The sequence below is a fragment of the Gemmata algarum genome (assembly GCF_034097035.1).
GTDB classification, from domain to species: Bacteria; Planctomycetota; Planctomycetia; order Gemmatales; family Gemmataceae; genus Gemmata; species Gemmata algarum.
The window spans coordinates 56,487-81,693 of the sequence record NZ_JAXBLV010000122.1 but is presented as its reverse complement, the minus strand read 5'-3'; the positions used below and the strand labels follow the sequence as shown (position 1 = coordinate 81,693).

The following is a 25,207-nucleotide window of genomic DNA, read 5'->3' as shown; positions in this document are numbered from 1 at the left end:
GTTTACTCCTTTCCGAGCACCAGATCCACCACCCAGCACCCGCGCACGTGGGCGGCGTTCGGATCGCGGCAGTGGCTGAGCGCGTCGGCGGAGTTACACCCGGCGTGCGGCGTGGGCCAAGCACCTCAGCGAGCACGTCGCGGAACCGGCGGGCGTAGCTGAACCCCGGCACCGGGGCGCGGAGGTGCGGGTCGGCCGATGCCCACGCCGCGTATCGAGCGAACCACATGTTCGCCCCGCCGACCGGCGCCTGTCGTGCCCAGCGCCCACGGCGGTGCGCAGTTTCGTTTGCGCCGCGGCCAGCGAGTCGGCGTCCGCCCGGCGCTCGATCAACTCGACCAGCGCAACGCAATCGGGGTGTGTGATCTGGTCGCCGACGAGTCGGCAGCAGGCCACGGCGTGCAGGCGCAGCTTCCGCTCGGACGCGCCGAACCGCACGACCGCCCGGCGCACCTCGGTCGCGGAACCGGCGCGCCAGGATTTCGGACCGCCCGCGGCCTTCTTCTTCATTTCGGCGCGCCAAGGTGTGTTGCAAAGAACACCGCGGCGCGCCCCCACAGCCGTTCCGTCACCACCGGGTCCGAGGTGTACATGTGCGTCACCCCGGGCAGCGGGAGCGAGTCGAAGTTCTTACCGGCGCGGAACAGCGCGTCCGACAGCTTCAACGAGTGACGGTAATACACGTTGTCGTCGGCCGTTCCGTGGACCAGGAGGAGCGGGCGCGCCAGGTCCTTCGCGAGCGGCAGCAGGCTCGCCTCGTCGTAGGCCTTTTGAGCCGCTGGCAGGAGCCCCATGTACCGCTCGGTGTAGTGCGTGTCGTAGTCCTCCCAGTCGGTCACCGGGGCGCCCGCGACCGCGGCCTTGAACACATCGGGGCGCCGCAACACTCCGTTGGCCGCCATGTACCCGCCGAACGACCAGCCCACGATGCCCACGCGGTCGCCGTCGAGTTCGGGGTGCTTCTCGCACAGCAACCGGAGCCCCTTCACCTGGTCGTCGAGCGGGACGGTTCCGAACTTCTGGTACACGGCGCGCTCCCACTCGCGGCCCCGGCCCGGCGTGCCACGGTTGTCCACCGCGACCACTACGAACCCCTGGTCCGCGAGCCACTGCGGGACCAGCCAGTTGCGCATCGCGCGGACCACGTGCAGGTGCCGCGGCCCGCCGTACACGTCAAGAACCACCGGATACTTCTTTTTCGGGTCGAAGGCGCGGGGGCGCACGACGGCGGTCCAGTAGTCTCCGACCTTCTCCACCGTCACGTTCGGCTTGAGTTCCGGCTCCGCGGCTACAGAGGGCAACTCGGCGATCTTCGCCCCGTCACGGCCGAACACGACGCTCCGGGGCATGGACTGTGGGGTGGTGGACGTGATGACGAACGGGCCGCCCGATTTGCCGAACACGGCGGTGTGAACGCCCCCCTCCGTGGTGAGCGCCTCGTCCGCTTCGGAGCCCGGGTTCACGTTCAGGCTGCGCGTCTTGTGGCGGTAAATGTGGCGCTGCGTCGGGTCCGCGCCGCCGGCGTAGAGAACGAACGTGTCGGCACGCGACGAGTACACGCCCTGCACCGCTTCGGGCCGGTTCTTCGCGGGCACGAGCACGTCCTGCAAGACGCCCTGCGTGTTGCGCAGCTGGACCTCACCATCCCCCTCTTTGTCGGCACCCAGCCACACGAACCCGCCCAGCGCGTCGTTGAACTTCGGCCCCTCGGGACTGAGGTTGATCCAGGCCGCGTCCTTTTCCTCCAATAGCCGTCGCGTTTGACCGGTTTTCGGATCTGCGGTCAGCAGATGAAGGGTTTGTTGCTTCCGGTCCTGCACCTGAAGCGTGAGCGGGGCGGACCCGGTCCACTGCACCGCGGCGAGGTACTCGTGTGCCTTCGTGTCCCACCGCACCCACACCGTTTCACCCCCCGCGACCGGCACCACGCCGAGCCGCACGGCCACGTTCTTCTTGCCGGGACGCGGGTAGAACTGTTCGAGCGGCTTCGCATTCGGCTTGAACGGGTCCGCGACGAACCACGTTTCGACCCCGGCGTGGTCGGCTTCTTCGTAGGCTATGTGCTTGGAGTCCGGGGACCACCAGTACCCGGTGAACCGGCCCATCTCCTCCTGCGCGACGAACTCCGCCAGCCCGTGCGTCTTTTGCACCGTGCCGCCTGCGGTGACTGCGGTTTCGGTGTTGGTCGCGAGGTCGATCACGTACACGTCGAACCCGCGGACGTAGGCCACCTTTTTCCCGTCCGGGGACCACTTCGGGTCCACAACGGCCCCGCCGGCCCCTGTCTTCAACTCCGTCACTTTCCGGGCGGCGCGGTCGTACACGAACAGCCGCCCGGAGAGCGGCAGGAGGATGTTGTTGCCGGCCGCGTCGAAGTGGAAGTCGGCGAACCCACCGGCCGAGAGCCGCATCCGCTCGCGCCGCGCCTTCTCCTCGGGCGTGAGGTTCTCGTCCCCGCTCCCGAGCACCGCCTGCGGCGACAGCAACTCCTTCGTCTGGCCCGTCGGCACATCGAACTCGAACAGCTTGAGTGCCGGCTTGTCCGCGTCGGCGCGGAGGAACAGAACGGTCTTGCCGTCGGGGGCCACCTTCGGGTTCTGCGGGCGACCAAGCATGAACCGGCGAGTCTCCGCGAATCGCTTGAGAAACGAGGTGTCCACAGGTTTTCCCGGGGTCGGATCGGCGGCGCGCGCGCACGCGCCCAGCGCGAGGGCTGCGGCGAGCGCGGAAAGGGTGAGTTTCATGCGGCCCAGGGTACCACACCGCCAAGTGCGAGTGAACCGGGCGAGAGCGAGGCGCGTCGAGCTCCCTTGTCGGCTCTGCCCACGGACGGTTGAAAATGTGACAGGTGGCCCGGAGCAAGAGCCGAGCCGGTTCCCAACTTGGAACTTGAAACTGCCGGGTGTGGGGCGCGGGAACCACCCGCCCGACGCACCGCTTTGACCGTCTGGACCTCTTGACGTTAACCCGGAAAAGTGTCGGTTGCGCCCGCCCGCTGATGCAGGCGGGCGCAACCGACACAGACGGCTGAACTTGATGTGATGCGAAGCCCCAAAGTGAGCGCCGCCGTGAGAGACGGCGCCGACACCACTACTGCTCACCGAACAGGTCGCCGGGCTCCAGGTCAACCCGATCACGGGTCAGGTCGGCGAAGAACCAGTCGGTGTCCTGCTTGCCGGTCAGGCGGTCGTTACTGGTGTCGTTGGTGACCGTTGCGGCGGTCAGGAAGTGGCCCCCGTTCGCTGCCGATCCGCCGCTCCCGTCGGTCAGGTTCGCGACGCGCTTTGCGAGGCTCTTGGTCGGGTCGGCCCACTCAACCAGGAGCTGCGCCAAAGCGAAAGAGTCGCCGTCGAACGCGGTGGTCCCGCCGATCAGGATGTCTTCGTCCTTCCCGCCGGTCAGTTCGTCCGCCCCCGTCCCGCCGATCAGGATGTTCCGGCCGCGCCCGCCGGACAGGCGGTCGTTCCCGGCCCCGCCGTCCACCACCATCGGCACTGTCATGTTGCCGGACGTGTCGAAGCGGTCATTCCCCGCACCCAGTAGCGCGACCACCCGCTGTACCCCGGCCAGCGAGAAGTTGCGCGGCCCGCCGGGGAGGAAATCGGCCTGCACCCTCAGCCCGCTGTTCCCCTGCTGGCTCAGTCGAACGTCGTCGTCGTCGCCCGTCCCGACGATCGTCAGTACACCGTCGCGCAGGCTGACGCCGCTGACGTAAGCCCGTGTGGTCGCGGTCGTCGTGCCCCCGTCGTCGTCGGTCAGCGTGACGGTGATCGTGTACACGCCGCCCGCCGAATACGAGTGACCGCCGGCGACGGCCCCGAAACCGGCGATCTCCAAAACCGGTCCGGTGGTGACCGTACCGTCGCCCCAGTTGATCGTCGCCGTGTGGGTGTCCGCGGCGCCCGCGTCGGTGAAGACCGCGGTCACGATCACGGTTTGCCCTTCGGCAGCGGCACCAATCGTGGGGGCCGAGTTGCCCACGACGGCGATCGCCGGCGCAACGTTGTTGACCGTCACGACGACCGTATCGGTGCCGACCCCGCCGTCGTCGTCCGTGACCGTGAACGTAACCGTGTACGTCCCGTTGTCGGTCGGGGTGAAGGCGAAGGCCGCGCCGGTCCCGCCCGCGATCACCTGCCCGTTCGATGCGGACACGCTCCACGACAACGTGTGCGTGTCGGCCGCGCCGGCATCGGTGAACAAACCTGTCAGGGTGACGGGCGTACCTTCGTTCACCGTCCGATCCGCACCGGCGTTGGCCACCGGAGCGACGTTGTTGACTGTCACGACCGCCGTGTCGGTTCCGATCCCACCGTCATCATCTGTGACTGTGAACGTGACCGTGTATGTCCCGTTGTCGGTCGGAACGAAACTGAAGGTTGCCCCGGTGCCACCCGCGATCACCTGCCCGTTGGACGCTGACACGCTCCACGACCGCGTGTGTGTGCCCGCTGTGCCGGGATCGATGAAGCCGCCCGTGAGCGTAACAGGCGCCCCCTCGTTTACCACCTGATCAGGACCGGCATCAACGGTCGGCGCGACGTTGTTGACCGTCACGACGACCGTATCGGTGCCGACCCCGCCGTCGTCGTCCGTGACCGTGACCGTGACCGTGTACGTCCCGTTGTCGGTCGGGGTGAAGGCGAAGGCCGCGCCGGTCCCGCCCGCGATCACCTGCCCGTTCGATGCGGACACGCTCCACGACAACGTGTGCGTGTCCGCCGCGCCGGCGTCGGTGAACGAGCCGGTCAGAGTAACGGGCGTGCCTTCGTTTACCGTCTGGTCCACGCCGGCGTTAGCGGTCGGTGCCGCGTTGTCGATCACCACCGTCGAGGTGTACTCGGTCACCCCGCCGTCCTTGTCCCGGACCTTCGCCCGGACGGTGTAGGTGCCGTTGTCGGTCGGGGTGAAGCTCGCGGTGTTCGAGGCACCAAACGCGCCGTAACCCGAACCGAAATCGAAGGCGTACTCGAAGCCCGCGGCAGCGTCCGCGGGGGACACGTCCGTGGCGCCGGTCAGCGTAACGGAGACCGGGCTGCCTTCCACACCGCCCGCGGGCACTTCGAGTGTCGCGGTTGGGGCGACGTTCCGCACCGTGATCTCGGCTGTCGCGGTCGTCGCGGCGGTGGAACCGTTCGACTGCTCGGTGGCGGTCGCCGTAACGGTCAGGGTGAGCGTGGCGTCTCCCGGCAGGTTATCCGGCAAAAGGATCGTCAGCCCGACGAGTTGGGTCGGGGTCAGGGTCCAGGTGCCGTTGCCGTTGTCCGTGCCGGCCGACAGCGTTCCACCCGTGGGTACGCCGGCGATCGTGATCGACAGCGCTTCCGACCCGTCGAGGTCGGTCAGGGCCGCGGAGATGTCGAGTGGGATCGGGGTGTTCTCGTTCCCCGCGGCGGCCGTGCCGACGACCAGTGTGGGCGCGTCCGCCACCGCGGTCACGTTGATGCTGACGGTGGCGACGTTCGACACCTCTCCGCCGCCGTCCTTCACCGTGTAGGTGAACGAGTCGGTGCCGGAGAAGTTGGCGTTCGGCGTGTACGTCACCACGCCCACGGCGGACACGCTTACGGTTCCGTTGGCGGGGCCGGTTACCACCGCAACGGTTGCCGGATCGAGGCCCACATCGTCACTGTCGTTGGCGAGTACCGGGATCGCGACCGGCGTGTCTTCCGCCGTGGTCGCGAGGTCGCCCGCGGCCACCGGGGTACGGTTCACACCGAGGAAGTATTCGCCGCCGGTGTTGTTCTCACCGGTCACCCGGACGCGGTACCTCCCGGCCGCTGGCGCGGTGAACGTGATCCCCTCGTTCCGGTTGTCGAGGAGCGGGGTGCCGGCGGTCACCAAGTTGCCGGCCGGGTCGTACAGTTCGATCCGCGGGTTCAGGGGGTTGACGAACTCGCCCGGACCGCCGGCCGGGGTGGTCGTCGTCAGCCGGACGCGCTCGCCGGCCGCGAGGTCCAGGGCGTACCAGTCGTCGCCCGAGACGAGCATGTCGAACCGCGTGATCAGGCCGTTCAATTCGGGGGTGATCCCCACGGGTGCGTTCACGTCGGTCTGGTAGATGCGCGTGACGGTGCCGGTCGGGTCGCCCACCGCGTCGAACGGGATGAAGAACGCGGGCGAGTTGCGCATCGAGATATCAACCAGCAGGTCCCCGCGGCTGGGGTCGTAGGAGAACAGGTTGGCCACATCAATGACGATGTCGAACGGGCGCGGGTTGGACGCCGAGGGCGTGCTGGAGATGGTCACCAGCCCGTCCAGTACGGTAACGGCCCCGGCCCCGATGTTGTCCGCGAACACCGCCGACGCGGTTGTCGTGGTGCGGGCCGCGTAGCTCAGTACGATCTTCACGTTAAGGGTCGCGGTGAAGTTGCCGCTGTACGCCGCGTCCTGTCGGAACCGGAGCGCGTCGATGATCCCGGTCGTGCCGAACTGAGAGGCCGAGTAGATCTGCTGGTACCGCATGGTCGGGATGCCGAACCCGCCGATGTTGAACGGGAAGCTGTTGTTGAAGTTCCCGTCCGCGTTGGCGTTGGCGCCGGGCGCCACGGTCGAAACGGTGCCGGTAGCGGCGATGGCCCCGAGCGCCCCGCCGGTACCGCTGATGTTCTGGGCGGTCGCCGGCGTGTCGTTCGGTTCGGCGTCGAACGCCGCGGCGCGGGTCGCGACGAGGGTGTACGTCGCGCTCGGCGCGGTCCCGTACACGCGGGCGTAGTACGTTCCGCTTGCGGTCGGGGTGAACTGCAACCCCTGGTCGAAGTTCGTCGCGCCGCGGGTCGCCGTCGCCACCACGTTACCGGCCGCGTCCTGCAACTCTAGGCGGACCGTCGGGGTCGTGTTCAGCCGGACCGACACGCTCCCCGAAGCCGGGTCGGCGGAGCTAATGTCGAGCAACCCGTCGCCGTTCACGTCCGCGAGCGTGGCGGCGTTCGGGTTGCTTCCCGTGCCGAAGGTCAGCGGAGCGCCGAACGTGCCGTCCCCGTTGCCGGCCAGGATGCTGACCGTCGCGCTGCTGATGTTGGGCACCAGCACGTCGAGCTTGCCGTCGTTGTTCACGTCGCCCACCGCGACCGTGCGCGGACCACTCCCGCCGGTGGAGAAAAAGGTGGGGTTGCCGAAGGTGCCGTCGCCGTTGCCGAGCCGCACGGCGACGTTGTTGGCGTTCTGGTTGCCGGTGACCGCGTCCAGCCGGCCGTCGCCGTTGAGGTCGGCCAGTTCGATGTCCCAGGCGCCCGCGGCCATGCTCAGGTTGGTCGCCGGTCCGAAGGTGCCGTTCGGCTGCTGGAGCAGCACCGACATGGTTCCGCTCGCGAAGTTGGCCGTCACGATGTCCGGGCGCCCGTCACCGTTCAAATCGCCCACGTCGGTCCCGAACGAACCAAAGCCGCCCGTGCCGGCCGAGTAAGTCACGGGCGCTCCGAGCGTACCGTTCGCCTGCCCGAGCAGCACGCTGACGATGCCCGGGCCGCCGGCGACACCGGCATAGTGCGGCACAACGGCGTCGGCCCGCCCGTCGCCGTTCACGTCCGCAACGGTTAGCCCCAACCCGCTGGGCGGCGCCTGAGTGTTTTGGACCGCCTGGAAGGTGCCGTTGCCGTTGCCGAGGAACAGCGACACGAGGGAGGACCGGTCGCTGGACGCGACCACATCGAGTTTGCCGTCGCCGTTCACGTCCCCGAAGTCGAGATACCGGGTGAACACCGTGCCGGTGGCGTACTGAGTGAGCGTGCCGAACGTGCCGTCCCCGTTGCCCAACCGTACCCCGATCGCCCCGTTCGCGTCCGTGCCGGCATCGTTGATTGCCGCCACCATGTCGAGCTTGCCGTCGCCGTTCAGGTCGCGGTAGCCGACGAAGATCGGGTACCGGCCCGCGGGCATGGCAAAATCGGTGCGGGTCGCGGCGAAGCTGGGCGCGGCCGAAACGCCCGACAGTCCGAGCACCAGGTCCGTCCGCTGGCCCGCGGTCAGATCAAGGGCGTAGAAGTCGTCGGACGGGGCGGCGGACGGGTTGCCGACCGTCAGCGCGACGTTGTCCACGGTCACGTTGAAGTAGAACAGACTGTCCTGCTGCTCGAAGCGGAGTTGCAGAACCTGCCCGGCGCGCGACTGGAGCAGTGCGGTGACATCGAAGGAACGGTTGTTCGGCCCGGTCTGCAAGAGCGGGTCGCCAAGGTTCGTCGAGAACACCGTTTGTAGCACGTTACCCACGGCGTCGGTGATGACGACGCGGAATTCCTGGTTCGGATCCTGGAACTGCGATGCAAAGTTCTGGAGCCGGTCCGACCAACTCAGCGTCGCTTGCTGGACGCCGGCCGGGACGACGAACGACTGCGCAATGACGCGCGTGCCGCCGCTGCTCGAGTCCGTGAGCGCATCGAACGCCCCGCCGATCGGCGCCAGCGGTCCCGCCGGGCTGGCCGGGTCGATGGTCCCGTTGTTGATCCGCCAGCCGTTCGCCCCAACGAACGGCGTCACGGTCCAGCCGTTGAAGTTGCCAGTCTCGAAGTTGCCGTTGGTGATGAGGTTGGTTCCGCTGGCCGCGTTGACCAGTTGCCCCCGGACGGCGGCCCGCTGGGCGGCCGATCCCGGCAGCAGCGCGAGGAACGCCGGGGCAAGGGCCTGTGCCGTCGCGCGGGTGCCGTTCGACGGTCCGCCGACCGACTCGGCTTCGACCGCCGCGTTCAGGAGGACCGAGAGCGAATACGTGTCCGCGCCGGCGAGCGCGCCGACGGCGATGGTGTAGGTGCCCGTGGTCGCGGCCTGGCCGAGCTGGAGTACCGCCGGAACGCCCGCTGCCGGCGCCTCCACGGTCGCCACGACTTGACCGGCCGGGTTACGGAGCTGGATCGTCGGCCGGAGCGACGAGGCGGCACTGCCCGGGGTCACGACGATCGTGATCGTTTGCCCGGCGTCGACGGACAGGGTGAACGGGTCCACCTCGGCCGGTGTCGCGATCGCGCCGGTGGTCGAGCCGGTGTAAGCGAGGCTGCCGAGCGGGGACAGCGCGGTGAGCGGCACCGGGAACACGCTGGCGAGGGTGTTCACGTCGTACTGAACTGTGACCGGCGCCGCCGGACCGGGGTTCCCGGACGCGTCCTCCACCGCCCCGGCGTTGAGCGTGGCCGTCACCGGACCGGAGGTGGTCAGCCCGGTGAGGGAGAAGCGCATCGTTCGCCCACCCGTTCCCGCGAGCACTTCGGCCCCGACCACGGTTCCGCGGCTGAGCGTCAAATCGGACGCCTGGAGCGAAGTTGGATTGACCGGTTCGTTGAAGGTGACATCCACGAACGTGAACGGCGCCGCGACGATAGTTCCCGTGACCGGGCTGACGCTCACGACGGCGAGCGGCACCGCGTCGTACCGGAAGGCCGCAGAGAACGCCGCGACCGGGCCGCTGGTCGCCCCGTCGAATGCACCGGCCGCGATGGCGATCGTCTGGAGCCCCTCCGCCGTGACCGGGCTGGCCGCGAAGGTGAACGTCAGCGTGTCCGTGTCGGTGAGCGCGACACCGGTTGCGGCGATCCCGTTGACGGTGAGGTCGGACGGCTGCACCGAGGCCGGCGCGTAGGGCTGGGTGAAGTCGACCACGAACTCGGTCGGCGGCGCGGACACGACCGCGCCCGCGGCCGGGGTCGTACTCGCGACCGTGAACCCGACGGCCTGAACGGCCCGCGCCACGTTCAACCGCCCGCCGGTCGCGACCGGGGTGGGGCCGTTGGTTCGCAACGCGCTGACCGGATCGACCGTTTGGAGGATGGCGTTGCGGATCTGGGTGTAACTGGCCGTCGGGTTGACGCTCAGCATCAGGGCCGCGGCGCCGGTGACGTGCGGGGTCGCCATCGACGTGCCGCTCAGGTAGCCGTAGGACGGCCCGAAGCGGCTGTGCATGGTGCTGAAGACGTTCGTACCGGGCGCGCCGAGGTCCACGTTAACCAGCCCGTAGTTCGAACTGGTGCTGCGGGCGTCGGTGTTCGTCAGGTTGGCGACCGAGATGATGTTGTCGTAGGAGTACGCGGCCGGGTACGACTTCTCCGCGGCCGGGTTGTCGAGGTCGTCGCCGAAGCCGTCGGCCCCGCCGTTGCCGGCCGCCACAATCATCAGGTGACCGTTGTCCCGGGCGTTGGCGACCGCCGCTTCGAGCGCGGCCGCGTTCGTCGAACCGCCCCAACTGTGGTTCGACACCTTCGCGCCGTTGGCGACCGCGTAGTTCAGCCCGCCGATCAGCGCGGAGAACGGCCCGGAGTTGGTCGGCCCCAGCCCGCGGACCACCATGATCTGGTTCCGCCACGTCACCCCGGTCACCCCGATCCCGTTGTTCCCGATCGCCGCGATGGTGCCGGCCACGTGTGTGCCGTGCCACACCCCGGAAACCTCGTCGTCCGGGTCGTTCTCGTTGTTGTAAAAGTCCCACCCGATCAGGTCGTCGGCGTAGCCGTTGGCCGTACCGGGCGCGTTCCCGTCGATTGCGTCCATCCACCCGCCGGCCGCGACCGGCCGGAGGATGTCACCGGCGTCGATCCGGCCGTTCAGGTTGTTGTCCGCGACCTTCCCGGCGTTCGCCGGGGCGTTCAGGTCCCAGAAGGTGATCAGCCCGTCCGCGTCGGTGTCGAGGAGGGTGGGGCGGATCGAGGTGGGAATCTCGGTCTGGTTCAGCCAGATGTTTAGGTACAAGTCCGGGTGGGTGTAATCGACCCCGGAATCGACGACCGCGGTGATGACCTGCGTGCTGCCGCGGTTCGGCCCGGTGAGGTCCCACGCTTCGGGCGCGTCGGCGTCGGCGTCGGGCGTGCCCGGTGCGACGCCCGGGTTGGTCCCGGTGTTGTTCATCCCCCACAGGCGGGCGAACTCGGCGTCGTTCGGGATCACCTGTCCCGCCGCCCCCATGAAGTCCGGCTCGACGGACTGCACTCCCGGCACCTGGCTCAGCGCCGCCGCGAGGGTTTGAGCGTCCAGTTCGGCCGGCCCGGCGAGACGGAACTGCCCGGCGAGCCCGAGGTACTGCTCGACGTGGACGTTGAGGCCGAGGGCGGCGACGGTCGATTCGACCGCGGCGGTCTGTTCGGCGATCGTCCCACCCATCCCGTTCACTTGAACGATCCACCGGCCCGGGGCGGCCAGTTTCGTTTGCCCCTGCCACTCGACCGTGATCGTGTCGGGGGCGGTGGGGACGAAGGTGGTGCCGGGAGTGCCGTCGGGCACCACGCGGTCTTCGAGGGCTTCCATCCGGAGGGTGGTCGGGAGAATCCGGCGAGGAGAGGGCATGGACGAACCTCATGGAGCAGGAGGAAAAGAAACCTGCTGGCGGCGCGCGGACGCGCCCACACACGCCCAGCGCACGAGCGCGCCGCTGGGAATATGGCCTCAAAAGTTGATAGTGAATTTATGTATACTAAAATGCCGCGGCGTTCGATGTCGGTTGCGGCGTTGGCCCTGACGGTGATCGAATGGGCGAAATGTAAAGGTGTGGCGGGCGCGGTTCAAGCGCAAAATATGCCGAATCGGCGATTAGAGATAAGCGAGATTGTGACGAATAATTGCTCGCGCGTGCGATTTCATCGCCTCCGCGCTGAGCAGGCGCGCGACCGAACTCCATCCCGCCATTAGCCCGCGGGCGGCGCCGCGCTCCGCTCATCCTGGCACACTCACCGAATCTCAGCAGTTCAACAAACTCCTCTGGATCGCCGGTCGCGTTCATGGCATGAGGGCGCGCGTTTCACACGACAGACGGCCCGCGTCCTGTGATCCCTCCGCGGGGGCGGCCCGGGATCACCCGCGGTCGCGGGCACACGGGGGCGTGCGATGAGATCGGCTCTGTCCCGGCTGGCCCCGCTGGTCAGTCTCGGGTTCGTGGTCGCGCCCGGGTGTCAGTCCGCGAAGCCGCCGGAACCGCGCGGCTCGCAGCCACGGGCGGACCTTCAACCCGTGCAACTCGACTACGTCGACTCGGACGCCTTTGACCTGCTGTTCGAAACCAGTCTGCGCAACGGGCCGCCGGTGGTCGTGGTGCAGACCGATTACAGCAAGCCCGAGTGGGGGGCGCGGCTCAACGCGTGGATCGCAGCCTGGAACCTAGGGCGCGGGGGCACTGCCCGGGCGCGCGGGCAGATCCCGGGTACACCCACGGTAGTCGTGGACGGCGACAGCATCCGCGAGTTCCGACTACTGGTGGACGGGCTGATGGGCCGGGTCGAGGAGTCGGCGCGGACCGGCACCCGGTGGTGGGAGGAGCGGCACATGCGCGAGCGGCGCGTCGCCCTGTTGCGCCCCTATAACCTCCGGTTCCACCTCGACCCCGGCGGGCGCATCCAACTCGTCCTCTTCCACGAGGCGCACGCGGCGAAGTACGAGGGCACCGTCCGCGCGCTGTTCGACCCGGCCGGTAGTGAAGCGTTGGAGTGGGCGCCCGGTTACAGTTGCTCCCGGAGCAAACAGCGGGCGGCGAGTGCAACAGGCGCGGAGTGAGCATCAACCAAAGCCGAAGCGCGTCACGGAGAGGGTTCTCTCCGTGACGCGCTTCGGCTTTAAGCTCGTCGGCGGTTCAGCACACGCAGCAGGCGATCGGGGTGCCGCCCATCATCAGGCAGCAGGTGCAACCGGCCTTCATGCAGCCCATGACGCAGTCGCAGCACGCCTGGATCATGGCGCAGCACGCCGCTTCGCCGCTGGTGCAGGTGACGCAGCACCCGTTGGCGGTCATCTCGCACTTGCACATCGCCATCGTCATGTTGCAGCAGCACACGGTCATGCCGTTCATCGTGCAGCACACCGAGCACATGCCCCCGGCCATCATCGCGCACAGGTTCTGCATCATCGTGCACGCCGCCGGGTCGTCGCACTCGCACGTCATCTTCATCCCGCCGGCGCACTTCTCCACCTTCATCATGCACCGCGGCACCATCACCATGTTCGCGGTCGTGGGCATCGCGCTCGTGCCCATCGGCATCGCCGCCGAGCCCATCCCGGTCATCGCAGCGCGGTCCATCATCATTGCGGTGGTCATGTTTAGCTCCGTCTGAGGGACAAAGTTACGGTCGGCTTCCCTCCGTCCCGACCGCTCGATTTCAAGCAAATTACACCACTTCAGCTTCGAAACACGCAAAAGCGCATTACCGCAGTTGCTTTTCTCCGGCGCGAGGTTAGAATTCGAGTAGATACACTACTAAGTTAACTATGCTAGTGATCAATCGCTGACGAATTCCGACTGAGGACCACTCATGTCCGCGCACCGCTTCCTCGAACACTTCCCGCACGCCGCACCCGTGTCGCCCGTCATGATGGCGGCCCCTTCGTGTGCGTTCGTGCCGTGTCCGGTGTTCGCGGCGATGCCGGCGGGCCAGCAGGCTCACGTTCAAGCGATCTACCAACTCGCCGCGGAACGCACCCGCGAGCACCTCCGCCGTCGTCGCCCCTGGCCGCCTCTGTTCTCTGCAAACTGATGGCCGGCGACACATCCCACCTGACCGACCCGGCGAATCATTTGCCGGGTCGGTCAGGTGTTTTCGTTGATCGCAAATTACCCACGCCGGTGCCCCGGCGCCTACCAGCAAACCGGGGTTGCGCCCCACTCTGTCAGCATCACAACGGTAATGGGTGCGGTGAACGAAACGGCGGTGACTCTTGCCCAACGGCTTCGGAACACAGGAACCCGTAAGCGGCAAACACGAGCCCGACGTGGTGGTGCCAGCCGTGCCAGGTCCGGCCTTCGAAGTGATCCAACCCCAACGCGTTCCGCAGCCAATCGAACCGTAAGACCGCGCCAGCGACGACCCCAGCGGACTCGCTCCGGACTGACCCGCCGAGCGCCTGAAGCCCTTCCTGGAAACCAGGGTCTTCGAGGTATCCGGGCTCTCCGGTCACCGCCGGCACTTCCCCCTCGCCGCGCAACTCGTCGAGCAACCGCAGCGCGATCTCGGCTTTGGACGCGGGTTGCCGGGCGTCCACCGGGACCGCCGTGCCCGCACCGTGTTCGCGGAGCCACGCCGCCGGTAGGTAGAGCCGCGCCGTGAGCGGGAAGTACCCCGCCGGACCGACCTGAGTTACGAACACCCCCACTTGGCAATTGATCTTTTTGCCGAGCGTGCGGGCGAACTGCGGCTGCACCCCGACCGAGTGCCGACCCTTCTTGGCGAACGCACCGTCGTGAATCACCCACACCGCGCCCGAATCGGCTCGCACCGCGAGTGTGCGCCGGACCGCCGCGAATAGCCGCGTCGCGTCCCACGGGCTGTGACTGACGAAATGCTGGAGCGCTTGCGCTAGGTTCGCTTCGGTTGTGATGACCCGCCCGGCCGCGGCGGCGATCGACTCGACGTTTTTGCGCTCGGACGGTTCGAGCAACCCGCGGAGGTACGCGCGGAAGCGCAGGAACTGGTCGGCTCGCTGGAACGTCACGCGAAAGCGGGCCGCGTATTCCTCGAACCGGGTCTGCCACCCATCGCAAAGCGTGACACCGAACGCTGGACCGTTCGGATGCTCGAGTTCCTCGTCCTGTTGGGCCAAAATCGTGTCTCCACGGGCGGCGGGCGATCGGAGAGGAAGCAATCGCCCCGAATGATTTCTTAATTAATCGATTTAGTCGTGAATTGGAATCAAAAAGGCGACTCGGTCCCCCGGTTGGGCCGTCTCGCGAGCCCACTTCGTCAAGTTGCAGCCCAGCAACGGGTCAACATCACAGTAATGTCGCGTCTGTCGCAAGGTGTTTATCAGAAATGATTTGCGACAATTTATCTGGTGAGAGCGGTTTCTCGACGTGACGAAGTAGCCCACTGGAAGAAGACGAAGCGGCAGTTCCCGATTGAAATACATCATCGCGGTCATCATCTTAGTGCGATAGAAGGTGAGCCGCCCGTCTGGCTCAAGCGACTTCTTCTCGGAGGGATTCCATGACAGTCCGTGCCCGGCGTGGTTTCACGCTGATCGAGTTGCTGGTGGTGATCGCGATCATCGCGATTCTGATCGGGCTTCTCCTGCCCGCCGTTCAGAAGGTGCGCGAAGCGGCGGCGCGGCTTCAGTGCCAGAACAACCTCAAGCAGATCGGGCTGGCAGCGCACAACTTCCACGACAGCTACCAGTTCCTGCCGCCGGCGTTCATCGGGGACAACTCCGAGGCCCTTGATGGCTGGGCCACGTGGGGCGCGCTGCTGCTGCCGTACATCGAGCAAACCGCTCAGTACAACCTTTGGGACATCCGCTACCTTGCGTCCCAGCAACCGCTCGCCGCGGTGCAGACGCAGGTCAAGATTTACCTGTGCCCGTCGCGCCCCGCGCCCGTGCTGAGCGTGAGCGACTTCCGGCCCGAAGGCGCCGCGCTCACCGACTACGCGGCGAGTTTCGGCACCCACGCCGCGTACACGTCCTCCACGGGCGCGATCATCCCGAACCTGCCCTACGTCGCGACCGACTCCGGCGGCCGTGTGTACGTCACCAAGTGGTCGAGCCAGACCAGCTTCGGCAGCGTCACGGACGGCGCCAGCAACACCACGATGTTCGGCGAAAAGTCGATCCGCCCGAACTCGCTGCGCGGCAAGAACGAGGACCGCAGCGTGTTCGGCGGGAACCGCAACAACATCCGCCGCATGATGGGCACGAGCAGCGTGAACGGCGACGTGCGCCCGCTGCTGCCGCCCGACAACCAGAACCTCCCGTTTGCGAACAGCAGCTTCGGCGGCCCGCACCCGGGCGTCACCAACTTCGTGTTCGTGGACGGCAGCGTCCGCTCGCTGCGGATCAGCACCCCGGTGAATGTGCTGACCGCGCTGGTCACGCGGGCCGGCGGTGAAGTGGTGTCGAACGATTACTAGCCGCGAGGGGACGACGATGAGCACACACACACGACTCGCTCGCGCGCTCGCCCTGGCACTGGTTCCGTCCCTCGCCGCGGGCTGCACGCGGGGCGAGGGCGGGCACCCGACGGCGGGGCAGGTGGTCTGGTCCGGCGGTCAACTCGGCGGCCACTTCGTCGAGGTGACGCAGGTCGACGACCTGAGCGTGCGCGGGTTCGGAACGATCGGCCCGGACGGGCGCTTCTCGCTGGAGCGGCTCGTGGGCGGCAAAACGGTGCCGGGGCTGCCGCCGGGCGAGTACCAGGCGCGGCTGATCCTGACCGACGAGGGCGACGGGCAAGCGAAGAAGCCGAACGTGCCCGCCCGCTACCTGGACCAGAAGACCGCCGGCTGGCGGGTCACGGTGCCCGCACCCGGGGACGTGACGCTGACCGTGGCCCCGAAATGACGAGCCACGCGGTTCGCCCCGCCCCGGATCGGGTGGCGAGGGGAGAGGCGCTGCCCGGCCCGCCGGTTTCGGACGGGCGAGGGGTCGTGTGAGAGCGGCCCCACGCGGGCGGGTGCGAACCGCGTCAGTGACTATCGAACACCGAGGAAACAATACCGTGAACCGGTTCCGACTGATCCCACTCGCGCTGCTGGCGCTGGCGTTTTCGGCCACCGCCCGCGCCGCGGACCCGGACGCCGCGAAGGTGGAGTTCTTCGAGAAGAAGGTGCGCCCGATCCTGGCGGGGCACTGTTACGGGTGCCACTCGGCCGACACAAAGCCGGCCGGCGGGCTGCGGGTGGACGACCGCAACGGGCTGCTGTCCGGCGGCAACACCGGCCCGTCCGTCGTGCCCGGCGCGCCCGAGAAGAGCCTGCTCATCACCCGCGTCACCACCAAGAACGAGAAGCGGCGCATGCCCAGCGAGGGCGAAGCGCTGTCCGAGGAGCAGGTGGGGGTGCTGCGCCAGTGGATCAAGGACGGCGCCGCGTGGCCGGCGGTCCGGGTGCCGGCCTCGCTGGGGCAGGCGAAACCCGAGTACGAGAAGCTCAAGAAGGAGCACTGGGCGTTCCGACCGCTCGCCGAGCCCACAGCACCCGCAGTCAAAGACGCGGCGTGGGCACGGGGCGCCGTGGACCGGTTCATCCTCGCCGCCCTCGAGGCGAAGGGGCTGAAGCCGGTCGGCGACGCGGACAAGGTGGCGCTGCTCCGGCGCGTGACGTTCGACCTCACCGGGCTGCCGCCCGCGCCGGCCGAGATCGACACGTTCCTGAAAGACGAATCGCCCACGGCGTTCGAGAAGGTGGTGGACCGCCTTCTGGCGTCGCCCCAGTTCGGCGAGCGGTGGGGGCGGCACTGGCTGGATGTGGCCCGGTACGGCGAGAGCACCGGCCCGAGCCGCAACATCCCGTACCCGCACGCGTGGCGGTACCGCGACTACGTGATCGACGCGGTGAACGCCGACGTGCCGTTCGACCGGTTCGTCCGGGAGCAGGTCGCCGGCGACCTGCTCCCGGCAAAGGACGACGCCGAGCGGAACCGGCTGCTCACCGCGACCGGGTTCCTGGCGCTGGGCGTGAAGGACGTGAACCAGCGGTTCAAGGTCCGGTTCGTGATGGACAACGTGGACGAGCAGATCGACGCCGTGACGCGCTCGGTGCTCGGGCTCACGGTGAGCTGCGCGCGGTGCCACGACCACAAGTTCGACCCGGTGCCGATGGTCGATTACTACGCGCTGGCCGGCATCTTCACCAGCACCGAGAACGCGGCCGGGCTGCGCAACCAGATGGGCGGCGCCGGACTGGCGTACTACGTGCCGGCGAACCTCGTGCGGCTGACCGGTGACCTGCCGCCGGCGGACCCGGAGAAGGTCGCCAAACTGACCGCCGAAGTGGCGGAGGCGAAGAAGGCGTGGGACGCGATCCGCGGCACCCCCGAGGGTCTCAAACCGGCCCCGAACGGCCAGCCCACCCAGCGCCCGTACCGGCTGAAGTATGAGGCACTCCAGGGCGAGTTGAACGCGCTCACCGACCCGGCGGCACGCGGACTTGCGGCGCACGGCGCACGGGACGCGACAACAGTTGCCGACACCGAGCTGCGCGTCCGCGGCGAGGCGGAAAAGCTCGGGCCGGTCGTGCCGCGCGGGTTCCTGACGGCGCTCGAGGTGCCCGGGGCGGCGAAGGTGAACCCGAAGCAGAGCGGGCGCCTGGAACTGGCCCAGTGGCTCACCAGTTCGAGTAACCCGCTGGCCCCGCGGGTGGCGGTGAACCGCGTGTGGCAGCACCTGTTCGGGACCGGGCTTGTGAACACCGTTGACAACTTCGGGGTGACCGGGGCGGCCCCTTCGCACCCCGAACTGCTCGACCACCTCGCCCGGCAGTTCATCGCGGACGGGTGGAGCACGAAGAAGCTGGTGCGGCACTTGGTCCTGAGCCGGACGTATCGGCTCAGCTCGGATGCGACCGCGGCGCACCGGGCCGCGGACCCCGATAACCGGCTGCTGTGGCGCCACGCTCCTCGGCGGCTGAGCGCCGAGGAGTTGCGTGACGCGGCGCTGACTGCGGCCGGCGCCCTGGACCCGAAGCGCCCGGATGGGTCGCCCGCGACCGCACTGCGGATGGTCGAGATGCGGGACAACGGCCCCGAGTCCAACGCGATCCACGAGAAGGCCGACGCCGCGACCTACCGGAGTGTGTACCTGCCGCTCTTGCGCGGTGTGACGCCGCACGCGCTGGAGGCGTTCGACCCGGTGGACCAGACACTGGTCAGCGGCACCCGCGACACCACCACCGTGCCCGCCCAGGCGCTGTTCCTGCTCAACTCCCCCTTCGTGCGCAAGCAGGCCCTGGTGTTCGCCGAGCGGCTCCTCAAGGACCGCGACGCGGCCGACGCCGACCGCGTTCGCGCGGCGTACCGGTTGAGCGTCGGCCGCGAGCCGACCGACGCGGAGGTCGACCGGGCGCGGGCGTTCGTGGGGGCTTACGAGTCCGAGTACCGCAAGAACCCGCCGAAGGTGGTCAAGGCGCCGGCTCCGAAAAAGGGGCCGGAAGCGAAGAAGGTCGATGACCCGGCCCAGGACCCGGACCAGATCGATCAGACCAGCGAGACCGTCACCGAGGACGTGGTTCAGGCGAAGGACCCGCGCACCGCCGCCTGGATGGCGTTCACACAAGCGCTCCTCGCCAGCGCCGAGTTCCGCTACGTGAAGTGATCCGGCCCCACCGGTCCCGGATGTCCGGGGCCGGCGCCAAACACTCAACACCAAACACCACATATACCCATGCACCAGTTCCCGTCCGTGTCACGCCGCAGCCTGTTGAAATCTGCCAGCGCCGGGTTCGGCTATCTCGCGCTCGCCGGGATCTTGGGCGAACAAGCTCGTGCCGCAGAGAAAAAAGCCCCCAAACCTCTCGGGCCGAAGGCACCGCACTTCCCGGCCAAGGCGAAGCGGCTCATCTTCGTTCACATGAACGGGGCGATGTCGCACCACGACACGTTCGACTACAAGCCGCAACTGGTGAAGGACAACGGCAAACCGGGGCCGGGGGGCGGGGTGCTCACCGCGTCCAAGTTCAAGTGGCAGCAATACGGGGGCACCGGGTCGTGGTTCTCGGAACTGCTGCCCAACCTCGCCAAGCACGCGGACAAAATGACGTGGCTCCGCGGGCTCCACACCGACACCCCGGCGCACCCGCAGGCGGTGGTGCAGTTGCACACCGGCAGCGCGAACGCGGCCCTCACCCGGCCCAGCTTGGGCGCGTGGCTGCTGTACGGGCTGGGCACCGAGAACCAGGACCTGCCCGGGTACGTGACCGTCAACCCGCCGCCCAACTTCGGCGGCGCGGTGAACTACGGCAGCGCGTTCCTGCCGGCCCACTTCCAGGGCACCCGGCTCACCGACCGGGGGCACCTGCCGAACCTCCGCGCCACCGCCGCGAGCGACTTGCAGCGCAAGCAACTGGACCTGATCCAGGGGATGAACCGCGACCTCGCCGCCGGCCCCGGGGCGCCGGACGCGGTGGACGGGGTGATCGAGTCGTTCGAGCTGGCGTTCCAGATGCAGGGGAAGGTGCCGGAACTGCTGGACATCTCGAAGGAGCCCAAGAAGGTTCTTGAGGCCTACGGGGTGACGGACGGGCCGGCGGGGGCGTTCGCGCGGCAGTGCGTGATGGCCCGCCGCTTGAGCGAGGCGGGGGTGCGGTTCGTGGAGATCTGCCAGCCCGGGTGGGACCACCACAACAACCTGCACAAGGGGCTCATCGACCGGTGCGGGTCGATCGACCGGCCGACCGCGGCGCTGCTCGCGGACCTCGGCGCGCGGGGGCTGCTGGACGACACGCTGGTGCTGTTCGGTAGCGAGTTCGGCCGGCTCCCCACGTCCCAGGGGCCGGACGGGCGGGACCACAACATCACCGGGTACCCGATGTTCCTCGCCGGCGCAGGGGTGAAGCCGGGCGTCACCTACGGCGCCACCGACGAGTACGGGATCAAGGCGGTGGAGGGCCGGATGCACACCACCGACCTGCACGCCACGCTGCTCGCGCTGATGGGCCTGGACCACGAGAAGCTGACCTACAAGTACGCCGGCCGCGACTTCCGCTTAACCGACGTCAAGGGCAACGTGGTCAAAGAGATCTTCGCCTGATTCACGCACCCGGGACGCGCTCGCTTACTCGCGGGCGCGCCTCAAGGTATCGAACGAATGCCAGGAGCTATCAACTGGTTCGTTTCTTGCGGCCAGCACCTGCCGCCATGTGCCGAATCTGATCACCGAGGATACCGTTGCCACGAACAAGCCCCGCGCCAGCCGCTTCGGTTGCTTACCATGAACCGAAGTACCACGCCGGCCAGACCGGTAGAAGCGAGATCACCGCAAACGCGACCAGGGCGAATCGAAGTGTGTGCCGTCGGGCCGATCACCTCTCGACATCAAAACGCCTCCGCTCGCCGCGCTTCTGATGATCAGTTCGGGCCGACCGGAATGCTCCCGATGGCGGGCGGGATGACGTATGATGTCGAAGGCACCGGCCCCGGTACGAGCGTCGGCGGCGCCTGTTGCCCGTCGCCACCCAGCCCGTCGATCCGCTCCTTCTGACTCTGGGCCTTCCGGTGCAATACCTTCAGGTACGCCCGCTCCTTCTTCTCGATCTCCGCCTTCTGCTCACGGAACCCGTCTACCGCCTCGATGAGCTGGTCGATGGTGAGGTCTTCGGGCTTTGCCGGGACGGTCTGCTGTCGGGGGAACGTTGCCGCCGTCAGGAGCGGGTCTTGGTTCGGGATTGGGGGCACGCTCCTTTGCGGTGCCGTCGGCACGTCGGTGGGCGGTATCACCTGTTGCTTCAGCACTGACGGCCCGCTCACGGGATGCGTATTCTGCTGGGCGATGGTCGCCCCGACCACGGCCAGAAGGGCTGCTCCCACAACAAGCACGTAACGGGTCTTCATGTCGGCCTCCGTACCGAGGGGAATCCGCCAGAGCGTAAACCGCCGGGCAACTTCGGTGCAAGACCGACCTACAAACAAACAAAACCGCGACACAGGTTCGCGGATTCAACTCGAAACACGCGAACGGTTCAACGCTCCTCCTCCGAAGTGCGTCGCTAACGCCCCCAGCGTCTTGAAGAGCAGTGGCGGGGATCGAAAGGTGGCCCACGGCACACACTGCATATGCGCGGCGCATGAGGCGGGTGGTGCCAGCGGCCGGGCAACCGACCGGCGCGTTCAAACTACTGATGTCGGCTACGATTTGCCCAGCACCAAATCCAGCGCCCAGCACCCCCGGACGTGCGGCCCCTTGCCGCGCAGGTGGTTCAAAAGTTCGTCGCTGTCGCAGCCGGCGTCCTGAAGGGCGTCCGCCAGAATCGGAAGGCGGTCGAAGGCCCTCTCGGCGTAAATGCCTTCGGCCAGAGCGATGACGGTACCGGTACACCATGTGATGTCGAAAGCGGTGGGCCGGAACGGGTTGCCGAAGATGCAGCGGAACAGGTCGGCTTGGGTGCCATGCGGGGGCGTTCTTGGTGCCCACGCTTCTTCCGCCTGCCGTGCGAAGAAAATCGCTCCGGTGATGTCATCGACATCCAGCGGGTGGTTGGCGACCGCTGCGATCCCGCGCGTGATCTGCATGGACGCGCTTTCCTCAGCAGACCCCTCGGGGCCAGAACCGAAGCCCTCTACCTGTGCTCGGATTCCGGCCAGCGCCCGATCGAATTCCTGGCGCGAGAGTTGTCCGTCAGAGAACTGTTCGGAGGCGGTGATGGCTTGGCGCCAGTCCGGGGCGAATAGCGATTCTTTCAGCCGCCGGAATACACCGCAGCCGAGCAACCGGAGCTTTCTTTGACGAGTCACGTCCAGTGCGGTGAGCATGGGCAATGCGTCACTCGTGGCGAGCCATTGGGCTTCTGTCATGGTGGCTTTAGGCTCGCCGCAGGGCGCATCCGCAACAGGCCCGCACCACAGCCTGGCGACTGGGCGGCCTTCTGTATAGGAGTTAGTGATACGCGTGCCCGGTCGTCGTGGCGCCGTTTCTAACGGGCCGCGACCCCTCGGAGCGGTGCCACGTCCTCCCATTACCGGCCCGTCGGAAAGGCGCCGGCGCGGATTCATGTGTGAGGGTCCGCGTGCCGCCGCCGGGTCGGCCGCCGTTCGCCACTCCGCCTCCGTCATCGCTCCGCCCCCGGACACGGTTTCGGGTCACGCCTTACGGGCCTTCAGCAGTAGGCGGCCGAGCACCGGGTCGCGGTTCGTGAACGGCCCCTCGGCGGTGTCCCGCGCCAGGCACCGGGCGTACATCTCGAATCGCCCGTCTAACTCGTCGGCGTGGTGCAGGATGAGCACCTCTGGAATGCACGGCGGGCGCGACGTGCCCCACTCCGGTGCCCGCGGGTGCGCGACCACGCAGTGCAGCAGCAGGTCGAGCAACTCCGGGTCCAGGTCCGGCACGCCCGCGGCGGCCGTGCGGATCATCTCGTAGCCGAGGAACACGTGGCCCAACAGCTCGCCCGGCACGCTGGGGCGCCCCGGCTGCCCGGGGGGCATGTCCACCCCGCGCACCCGGCCGATGTCGTGCAGCGCCGCCGCCGCCACCACCAGCCCGCGGTTCAGCGGCGGGTTCAGCTCGGGGAACCGGGTCGCGAACTGGTCCGCGAGCCACGCGCACGAGCGGGCCACCGCGAGCGTGTGCTCGAGCCACCCCCCGGCGAAGGGGTAGAAGTGCCGGGTGGAGGCCGGGACCGCCTTCAGCCCCGCGGCGTTGGCGTCCAGCAGCGCGAGCACCAGCGCCCGCAGCGGGGCGTCCGCGACCTCGGCCCGCACCAGCGCCGTCAGGTCGGCGAACATCTCCTCGGAGTCGAACCGCGACCGCTCCACGAAGTCCAGTTCACTGAACCCGTCGGCCCGGTCGGCCTCGTTGACTGGGCGCATCCGCTCGATATCGAGCTGCGGGCCGTACTTCTCGTGCTCGGTGTAAGTGGCCCGCACCTTGAAGAACTGCCCCGCCTGCCAGTCCAGGGCGTCGGCGAACAGGGGCGAGTCCTCCCAGATCGGCACCGACCCGACGGTGCGTCGGGCGTCGCGGTACTTGCACGCGATGTACGGCTTCCCCTGCTGGGTGGTGCCGCGGCTCTTCTCGGCGAGTTGCACGAAGCAGTCGACGAAGTGGCCCGGTTGCAGGTCCGACAGTTTCGCCAGCATCGGCTTCTTGGCTTTAGACACGGCGCGCCTCGGGGTCTCGGTGGCGGAACCGGCATCCTACCGCGAAACAGGGGCGAACGCGACGCATAGGCGGACGCCCTCAAATCAAAAGCGGTGCGGCACCATTTGTTAACTGTCATTGTGACCCAGGCGATGCTCTGGGTTTGCAAGGGGAAAAGACGAAACGGACCCTGGGGCTTGAGCGGCGAGTGCTCGCAAGCGTGTCACACGGAATGGCACGCTTGCGAGCACTTGCCGCTCGAGCGCACTCGTCTGACGCACTTCTCTTCGGCTTAAAAAGTGAAAAAAGTGTCGTGAACGGACACATTGCTCCTTGACGGCGCATCTTGCCCGGTTTTACAGTGAAAGTGTGACAGAACGTGCGCAGACGGCCCTCGCAACTCTGACACAATTTTTCATCGCTCCCGCGATTTATCGTTCGCCCACGAGGTGTTTAGTCTAGGGCCGCACACGCTGGAAGTGCGTGGTGGTTCGCCGTTATGTGCCGGGGAGTAAGGTTTGGTGCTTCGCACCGACCGGTTTTCACCCACGGAAAGATAAACACCAATGCTCGTGCTGTCTAGGAAAAAAAACGAGTCGATTGTCATCAACAACGACATCGTCATCACGGTGGTGGAGATCCGCGGGGACAAGGTGCGGCTCGGCATCGCGGCCCCGAAAGACGTGCCGGTTCACCGGCAGGAAGTGTACGACGCGATCCACGGGGCCAAGACCCCGGCGGTGACGAACGGCGGCCAGCCGGACGAGACCGACGGCACCGGCTGAACACCTTTCGCCCACCTCACGCGCGCCCGCTCACGTTCTGTGAAGCGGCCCACCTCAACATTGATTCCGAGTCACACCGAATCAAGCCGCCGCGGACCGGGCACGGCCCGTTCGCCCGGTCGTGCCCTTGCGCCCACGCGGCCGGGCCGGGTCACTTCAGCTTCGTGAACTTGATGTCCGTGAACTCGACCTTCATCGGCGGCCCGGCGTGCGCCTGGAACGCGATGATCCCGTCCTTTGGCGCCGGGTTCTTGCCCTTGTTGTCCGGAAACTCCTCATCGACGGTGACCTCGCCGTTGAGCGTCACGGTCACGTGGTTCCCCTTCACCACGATCTTGTAGTCGTTCACCTCGGCCGGCTTGGCCGCGTCCTTCTTCGGCTTCAGCAGGTACCCGCCGACGCCCTCGCCGTACAGCCCGCCGAAGTACCCCTTGCCGATGTCCACCTGCGGCCCGCGGACGCGGAACGACTGCTTGTCCCCCTCCTTGTCGAACCGCTCGCTGCGGACCTGGAACCCGCTGTTGCCGACCGCGTTCACCAGCCGCACCTTGCACGTCAGCTCGAAGTCGCCGTACTTCGCCTTGGAGCAGAGGAACGTGTTGTACTTGGGGTCCTCCTTGGTCTCGCCGGTCACGCTCTTGGCCTTGGCGTCGACCTTCCAGATGTCGGCGCGGCCCTCCCAGTTGTCCGGGTTGAGGAACTCGGAGGTGTCGTCGGCCCGGACGGCGGGCGCGACGAAGAGGGCCGCCGCGACCAGGGCGCTGGCGCGGGAGAGGTTCGGGAGGCGCATCGTCACGTGCTCCAAACTGTAAGGGGGAACGTCCCGGCGGGTAATCGATGGCGGGACGGTGACATGGTTACGCCGCGCGCGGGCGAACGCAAGAGGCAACCGCGCCGCGTTGCCGCCCCGCGGCCGTCAGCCTACGCTCAACCCTGTCCCGCCCGCCCCGCGCCACCGAACCGC

At 67.7% G+C, this 25,207-nt stretch carries 15 protein-coding genes and 2 pseudogenes; 7 read left to right on the top strand and 10 right to left on the bottom strand.

The features are described from left to right. Positions 1–93: 93 nt before the first annotated feature. The 3 genes from R5W23_RS11225 to R5W23_RS11215 all read right to left on the bottom strand — a co-directional run bounded on the left by R5W23_RS11225 (position 94) and on the right by R5W23_RS11215 (position 11,262). Positions 94–510, bottom strand: coding sequence for a hypothetical protein (locus R5W23_RS11225; RefSeq protein ID WP_320686398.1), 417 nt, complete (start codon positions 508–510; stop codon positions 94–96). Continuing rightward, positions 507–2,744: a S9 family peptidase gene (locus tag R5W23_RS11220; RefSeq protein WP_320686397.1), complete on the bottom strand. Its 2,238-nt coding sequence runs from the start codon at positions 2,742–2,744 to the stop codon at positions 507–509. The genes R5W23_RS11225 and R5W23_RS11220 overlap by 4 nt, the downstream gene beginning before the upstream one ends. Before the next feature lie 346 nt (positions 2,745–3,090). Next, on the bottom strand, positions 3,091–11,262 hold the full coding sequence (locus R5W23_RS11215) for a S8 family serine peptidase (protein WP_320686396.1): 8,172 nt from the start codon (positions 11,260–11,262) through the stop codon (positions 3,091–3,093). A 537-nt stretch (positions 11,263–11,799) separates the two neighbouring features. On the opposite strand from R5W23_RS11215, the gene R5W23_RS11210 reads away from it, so the two are divergent. Next, positions 11,800–12,462: a hypothetical protein gene (locus R5W23_RS11210; RefSeq protein ID WP_320686395.1), complete on the top strand. Its 663-nt coding sequence runs from the start codon at positions 11,800–11,802 to the stop codon at positions 12,460–12,462. A gap of 76 nt (positions 12,463–12,538) precedes the next feature. On the opposite strand, the gene R5W23_RS11205 is transcribed toward R5W23_RS11210, so the two are convergent. Continuing rightward, positions 12,539–13,000 (bottom strand): hypothetical protein, encoded by a 462-nt coding sequence (locus R5W23_RS11205; RefSeq protein ID WP_320686394.1) that lies wholly within the window; start codon positions 12,998–13,000, stop codon positions 12,539–12,541. A gap of 214 nt (positions 13,001–13,214) precedes the next feature. On the opposite strand from R5W23_RS11205, the gene R5W23_RS11200 reads away from it, so the two are divergent. Continuing rightward, on the top strand, positions 13,215–13,436 hold the full coding sequence (locus R5W23_RS11200; protein WP_320686393.1) for a hypothetical protein: 222 nt from the start codon (positions 13,215–13,217) through the stop codon (positions 13,434–13,436). A 139-nt stretch (positions 13,437–13,575) separates the two neighbouring features. Here R5W23_RS11200 and R5W23_RS32875 read toward each other — a convergent pair. Beyond that, positions 13,576–13,734, bottom strand: a pseudogene (locus R5W23_RS32875) (IS701 family transposase); the annotation flags it as partial. Between the two features lie 72 nt (positions 13,735–13,806). Continuing rightward, positions 13,807–14,499: pseudogene (locus tag R5W23_RS11190) on the bottom strand (IS701 family transposase); the annotation flags it as partial. Between the two features lie 383 nt (positions 14,500–14,882). On the opposite strand from R5W23_RS11190, the gene R5W23_RS11185 reads away from it, so the two are divergent. The 4 genes from R5W23_RS11185 to R5W23_RS11170 all read left to right on the top strand — a co-directional run bounded on the left by R5W23_RS11185 (position 14,883) and on the right by R5W23_RS11170 (position 20,413). Beyond that, a complete protein-coding gene (locus R5W23_RS11185) occupies positions 14,883–15,800 on the top strand; it encodes a DUF1559 domain-containing protein (RefSeq protein WP_320686392.1) in 918 nt (305 codons plus the stop codon). Between the two features lie 16 nt (positions 15,801–15,816). Beyond that, positions 15,817–16,230 carry a hypothetical protein gene (locus R5W23_RS11180; RefSeq protein WP_320686391.1) on the top strand — a complete coding sequence of 138 codons (414 nt, stop codon included), beginning with the start codon at positions 15,817–15,819 and terminating at the stop codon, positions 16,228–16,230. 157 nt (positions 16,231–16,387) lie between these two features. Then, positions 16,388–18,979 carry a PSD1 and planctomycete cytochrome C domain-containing protein gene (locus R5W23_RS11175; RefSeq protein WP_320686390.1) on the top strand — a complete coding sequence of 864 codons (2,592 nt, stop codon included), beginning with the start codon at positions 16,388–16,390 and terminating at the stop codon, positions 18,977–18,979. A 69-nt stretch (positions 18,980–19,048) separates the two neighbouring features. Continuing rightward, positions 19,049–20,413: a DUF1501 domain-containing protein gene (locus R5W23_RS11170; protein ID WP_407936115.1), complete on the top strand. Its 1,365-nt coding sequence runs from the start codon at positions 19,049–19,051 to the stop codon at positions 20,411–20,413. A gap of 317 nt (positions 20,414–20,730) precedes the next feature. Here the strand turns inward: R5W23_RS11170 and R5W23_RS11165 are convergent, their stop codons facing one another. The 3 genes from R5W23_RS11165 to R5W23_RS11155 form a co-directional block, all read right to left on the bottom strand. Then, complete coding sequence (locus tag R5W23_RS11165) at positions 20,731–21,213, bottom strand: hypothetical protein (protein WP_320686388.1); 483 nt, start codon at positions 21,211–21,213, stop codon at positions 20,731–20,733. Between the two features lie 294 nt (positions 21,214–21,507). Continuing rightward, on the bottom strand, positions 21,508–22,173 hold the full coding sequence (locus tag R5W23_RS11160; protein ID WP_320686387.1) for a hypothetical protein: 666 nt from the start codon (positions 22,171–22,173) through the stop codon (positions 21,508–21,510). Between the two features lie 285 nt (positions 22,174–22,458). Next, positions 22,459–23,478: a 3'-5' exoribonuclease YhaM family protein gene (locus R5W23_RS11155; protein ID WP_261188116.1), complete on the bottom strand. Its 1,020-nt coding sequence runs from the start codon at positions 23,476–23,478 to the stop codon at positions 22,459–22,461. Positions 23,479–24,024: 546 nt separating this feature from the next. Here R5W23_RS11155 and csrA point away from each other — a divergent pair. Next, entirely contained in the window at positions 24,025–24,243 is a 219-nt protein-coding gene (gene csrA / locus R5W23_RS11150) for a carbon storage regulator CsrA (RefSeq protein ID WP_320686386.1), read from the top strand. Between the two features lie 151 nt (positions 24,244–24,394). Here csrA and R5W23_RS11145 read toward each other — a convergent pair whose 3' ends face one another. Next, complete coding sequence (locus R5W23_RS11145; RefSeq protein ID WP_261188118.1) at positions 24,395–25,033, bottom strand: 3-keto-disaccharide hydrolase; 639 nt, start codon at positions 25,031–25,033, stop codon at positions 24,395–24,397. Positions 25,034–25,207: the final 174 nt, after the last annotated feature.

Coding starts and splice junctions, on each gene's coding strand:
- R5W23_RS11225 (WP_320686398.1), bottom strand. CDS start 510: ATGAAGAAGAAGGCCGCGGGCGGTCCGAAATCCTGGCGCGCCGGTTCC.
- R5W23_RS11165 (WP_320686388.1), bottom strand. CDS start 21,213: ATGAAGACCCGTTACGTGCTTGTTGTGGGAGCAGCCCTTCTGGCCGTG.
- R5W23_RS11145 (WP_261188118.1), bottom strand. CDS start 25,033: ATGCGCCTCCCGAACCTCTCCCGCGCCAGCGCCCTGGTCGCGGCGGCC.
- R5W23_RS11205 (WP_320686394.1), bottom strand. CDS start 13,000: ATGACCACCGCAATGATGATGGACCGCGCTGCGATGACCGGGATGGGC.
- R5W23_RS11160 (WP_320686387.1), bottom strand. CDS start 22,173: ATGACAGAAGCCCAATGGCTCGCCACGAGTGACGCATTGCCCATGCTC.
- R5W23_RS11220 (WP_320686397.1), bottom strand. CDS start 2,744: ATGAAACTCACCCTTTCCGCGCTCGCCGCAGCCCTCGCGCTGGGCGCG.
- R5W23_RS11215 (WP_320686396.1), bottom strand. CDS start 11,262: ATGCCCTCTCCTCGCCGGATTCTCCCGACCACCCTCCGGATGGAAGCC.
- R5W23_RS11170 (WP_407936115.1), top strand. CDS start 19,049: ATGCACCAGTTCCCGTCCGTGTCACGCCGCAGCCTGTTGAAATCTGCC.
- R5W23_RS11185 (WP_320686392.1), top strand. CDS start 14,883: ATGACAGTCCGTGCCCGGCGTGGTTTCACGCTGATCGAGTTGCTGGTG.
- R5W23_RS11180 (WP_320686391.1), top strand. CDS start 15,817: ATGAGCACACACACACGACTCGCTCGCGCGCTCGCCCTGGCACTGGTT.
- R5W23_RS11210 (WP_320686395.1), top strand. CDS start 11,800: ATGAGATCGGCTCTGTCCCGGCTGGCCCCGCTGGTCAGTCTCGGGTTC.
- csrA (WP_320686386.1), top strand. CDS start 24,025: ATGCTCGTGCTGTCTAGGAAAAAAAACGAGTCGATTGTCATCAACAAC.
- R5W23_RS11200 (WP_320686393.1), top strand. CDS start 13,215: ATGTCCGCGCACCGCTTCCTCGAACACTTCCCGCACGCCGCACCCGTG.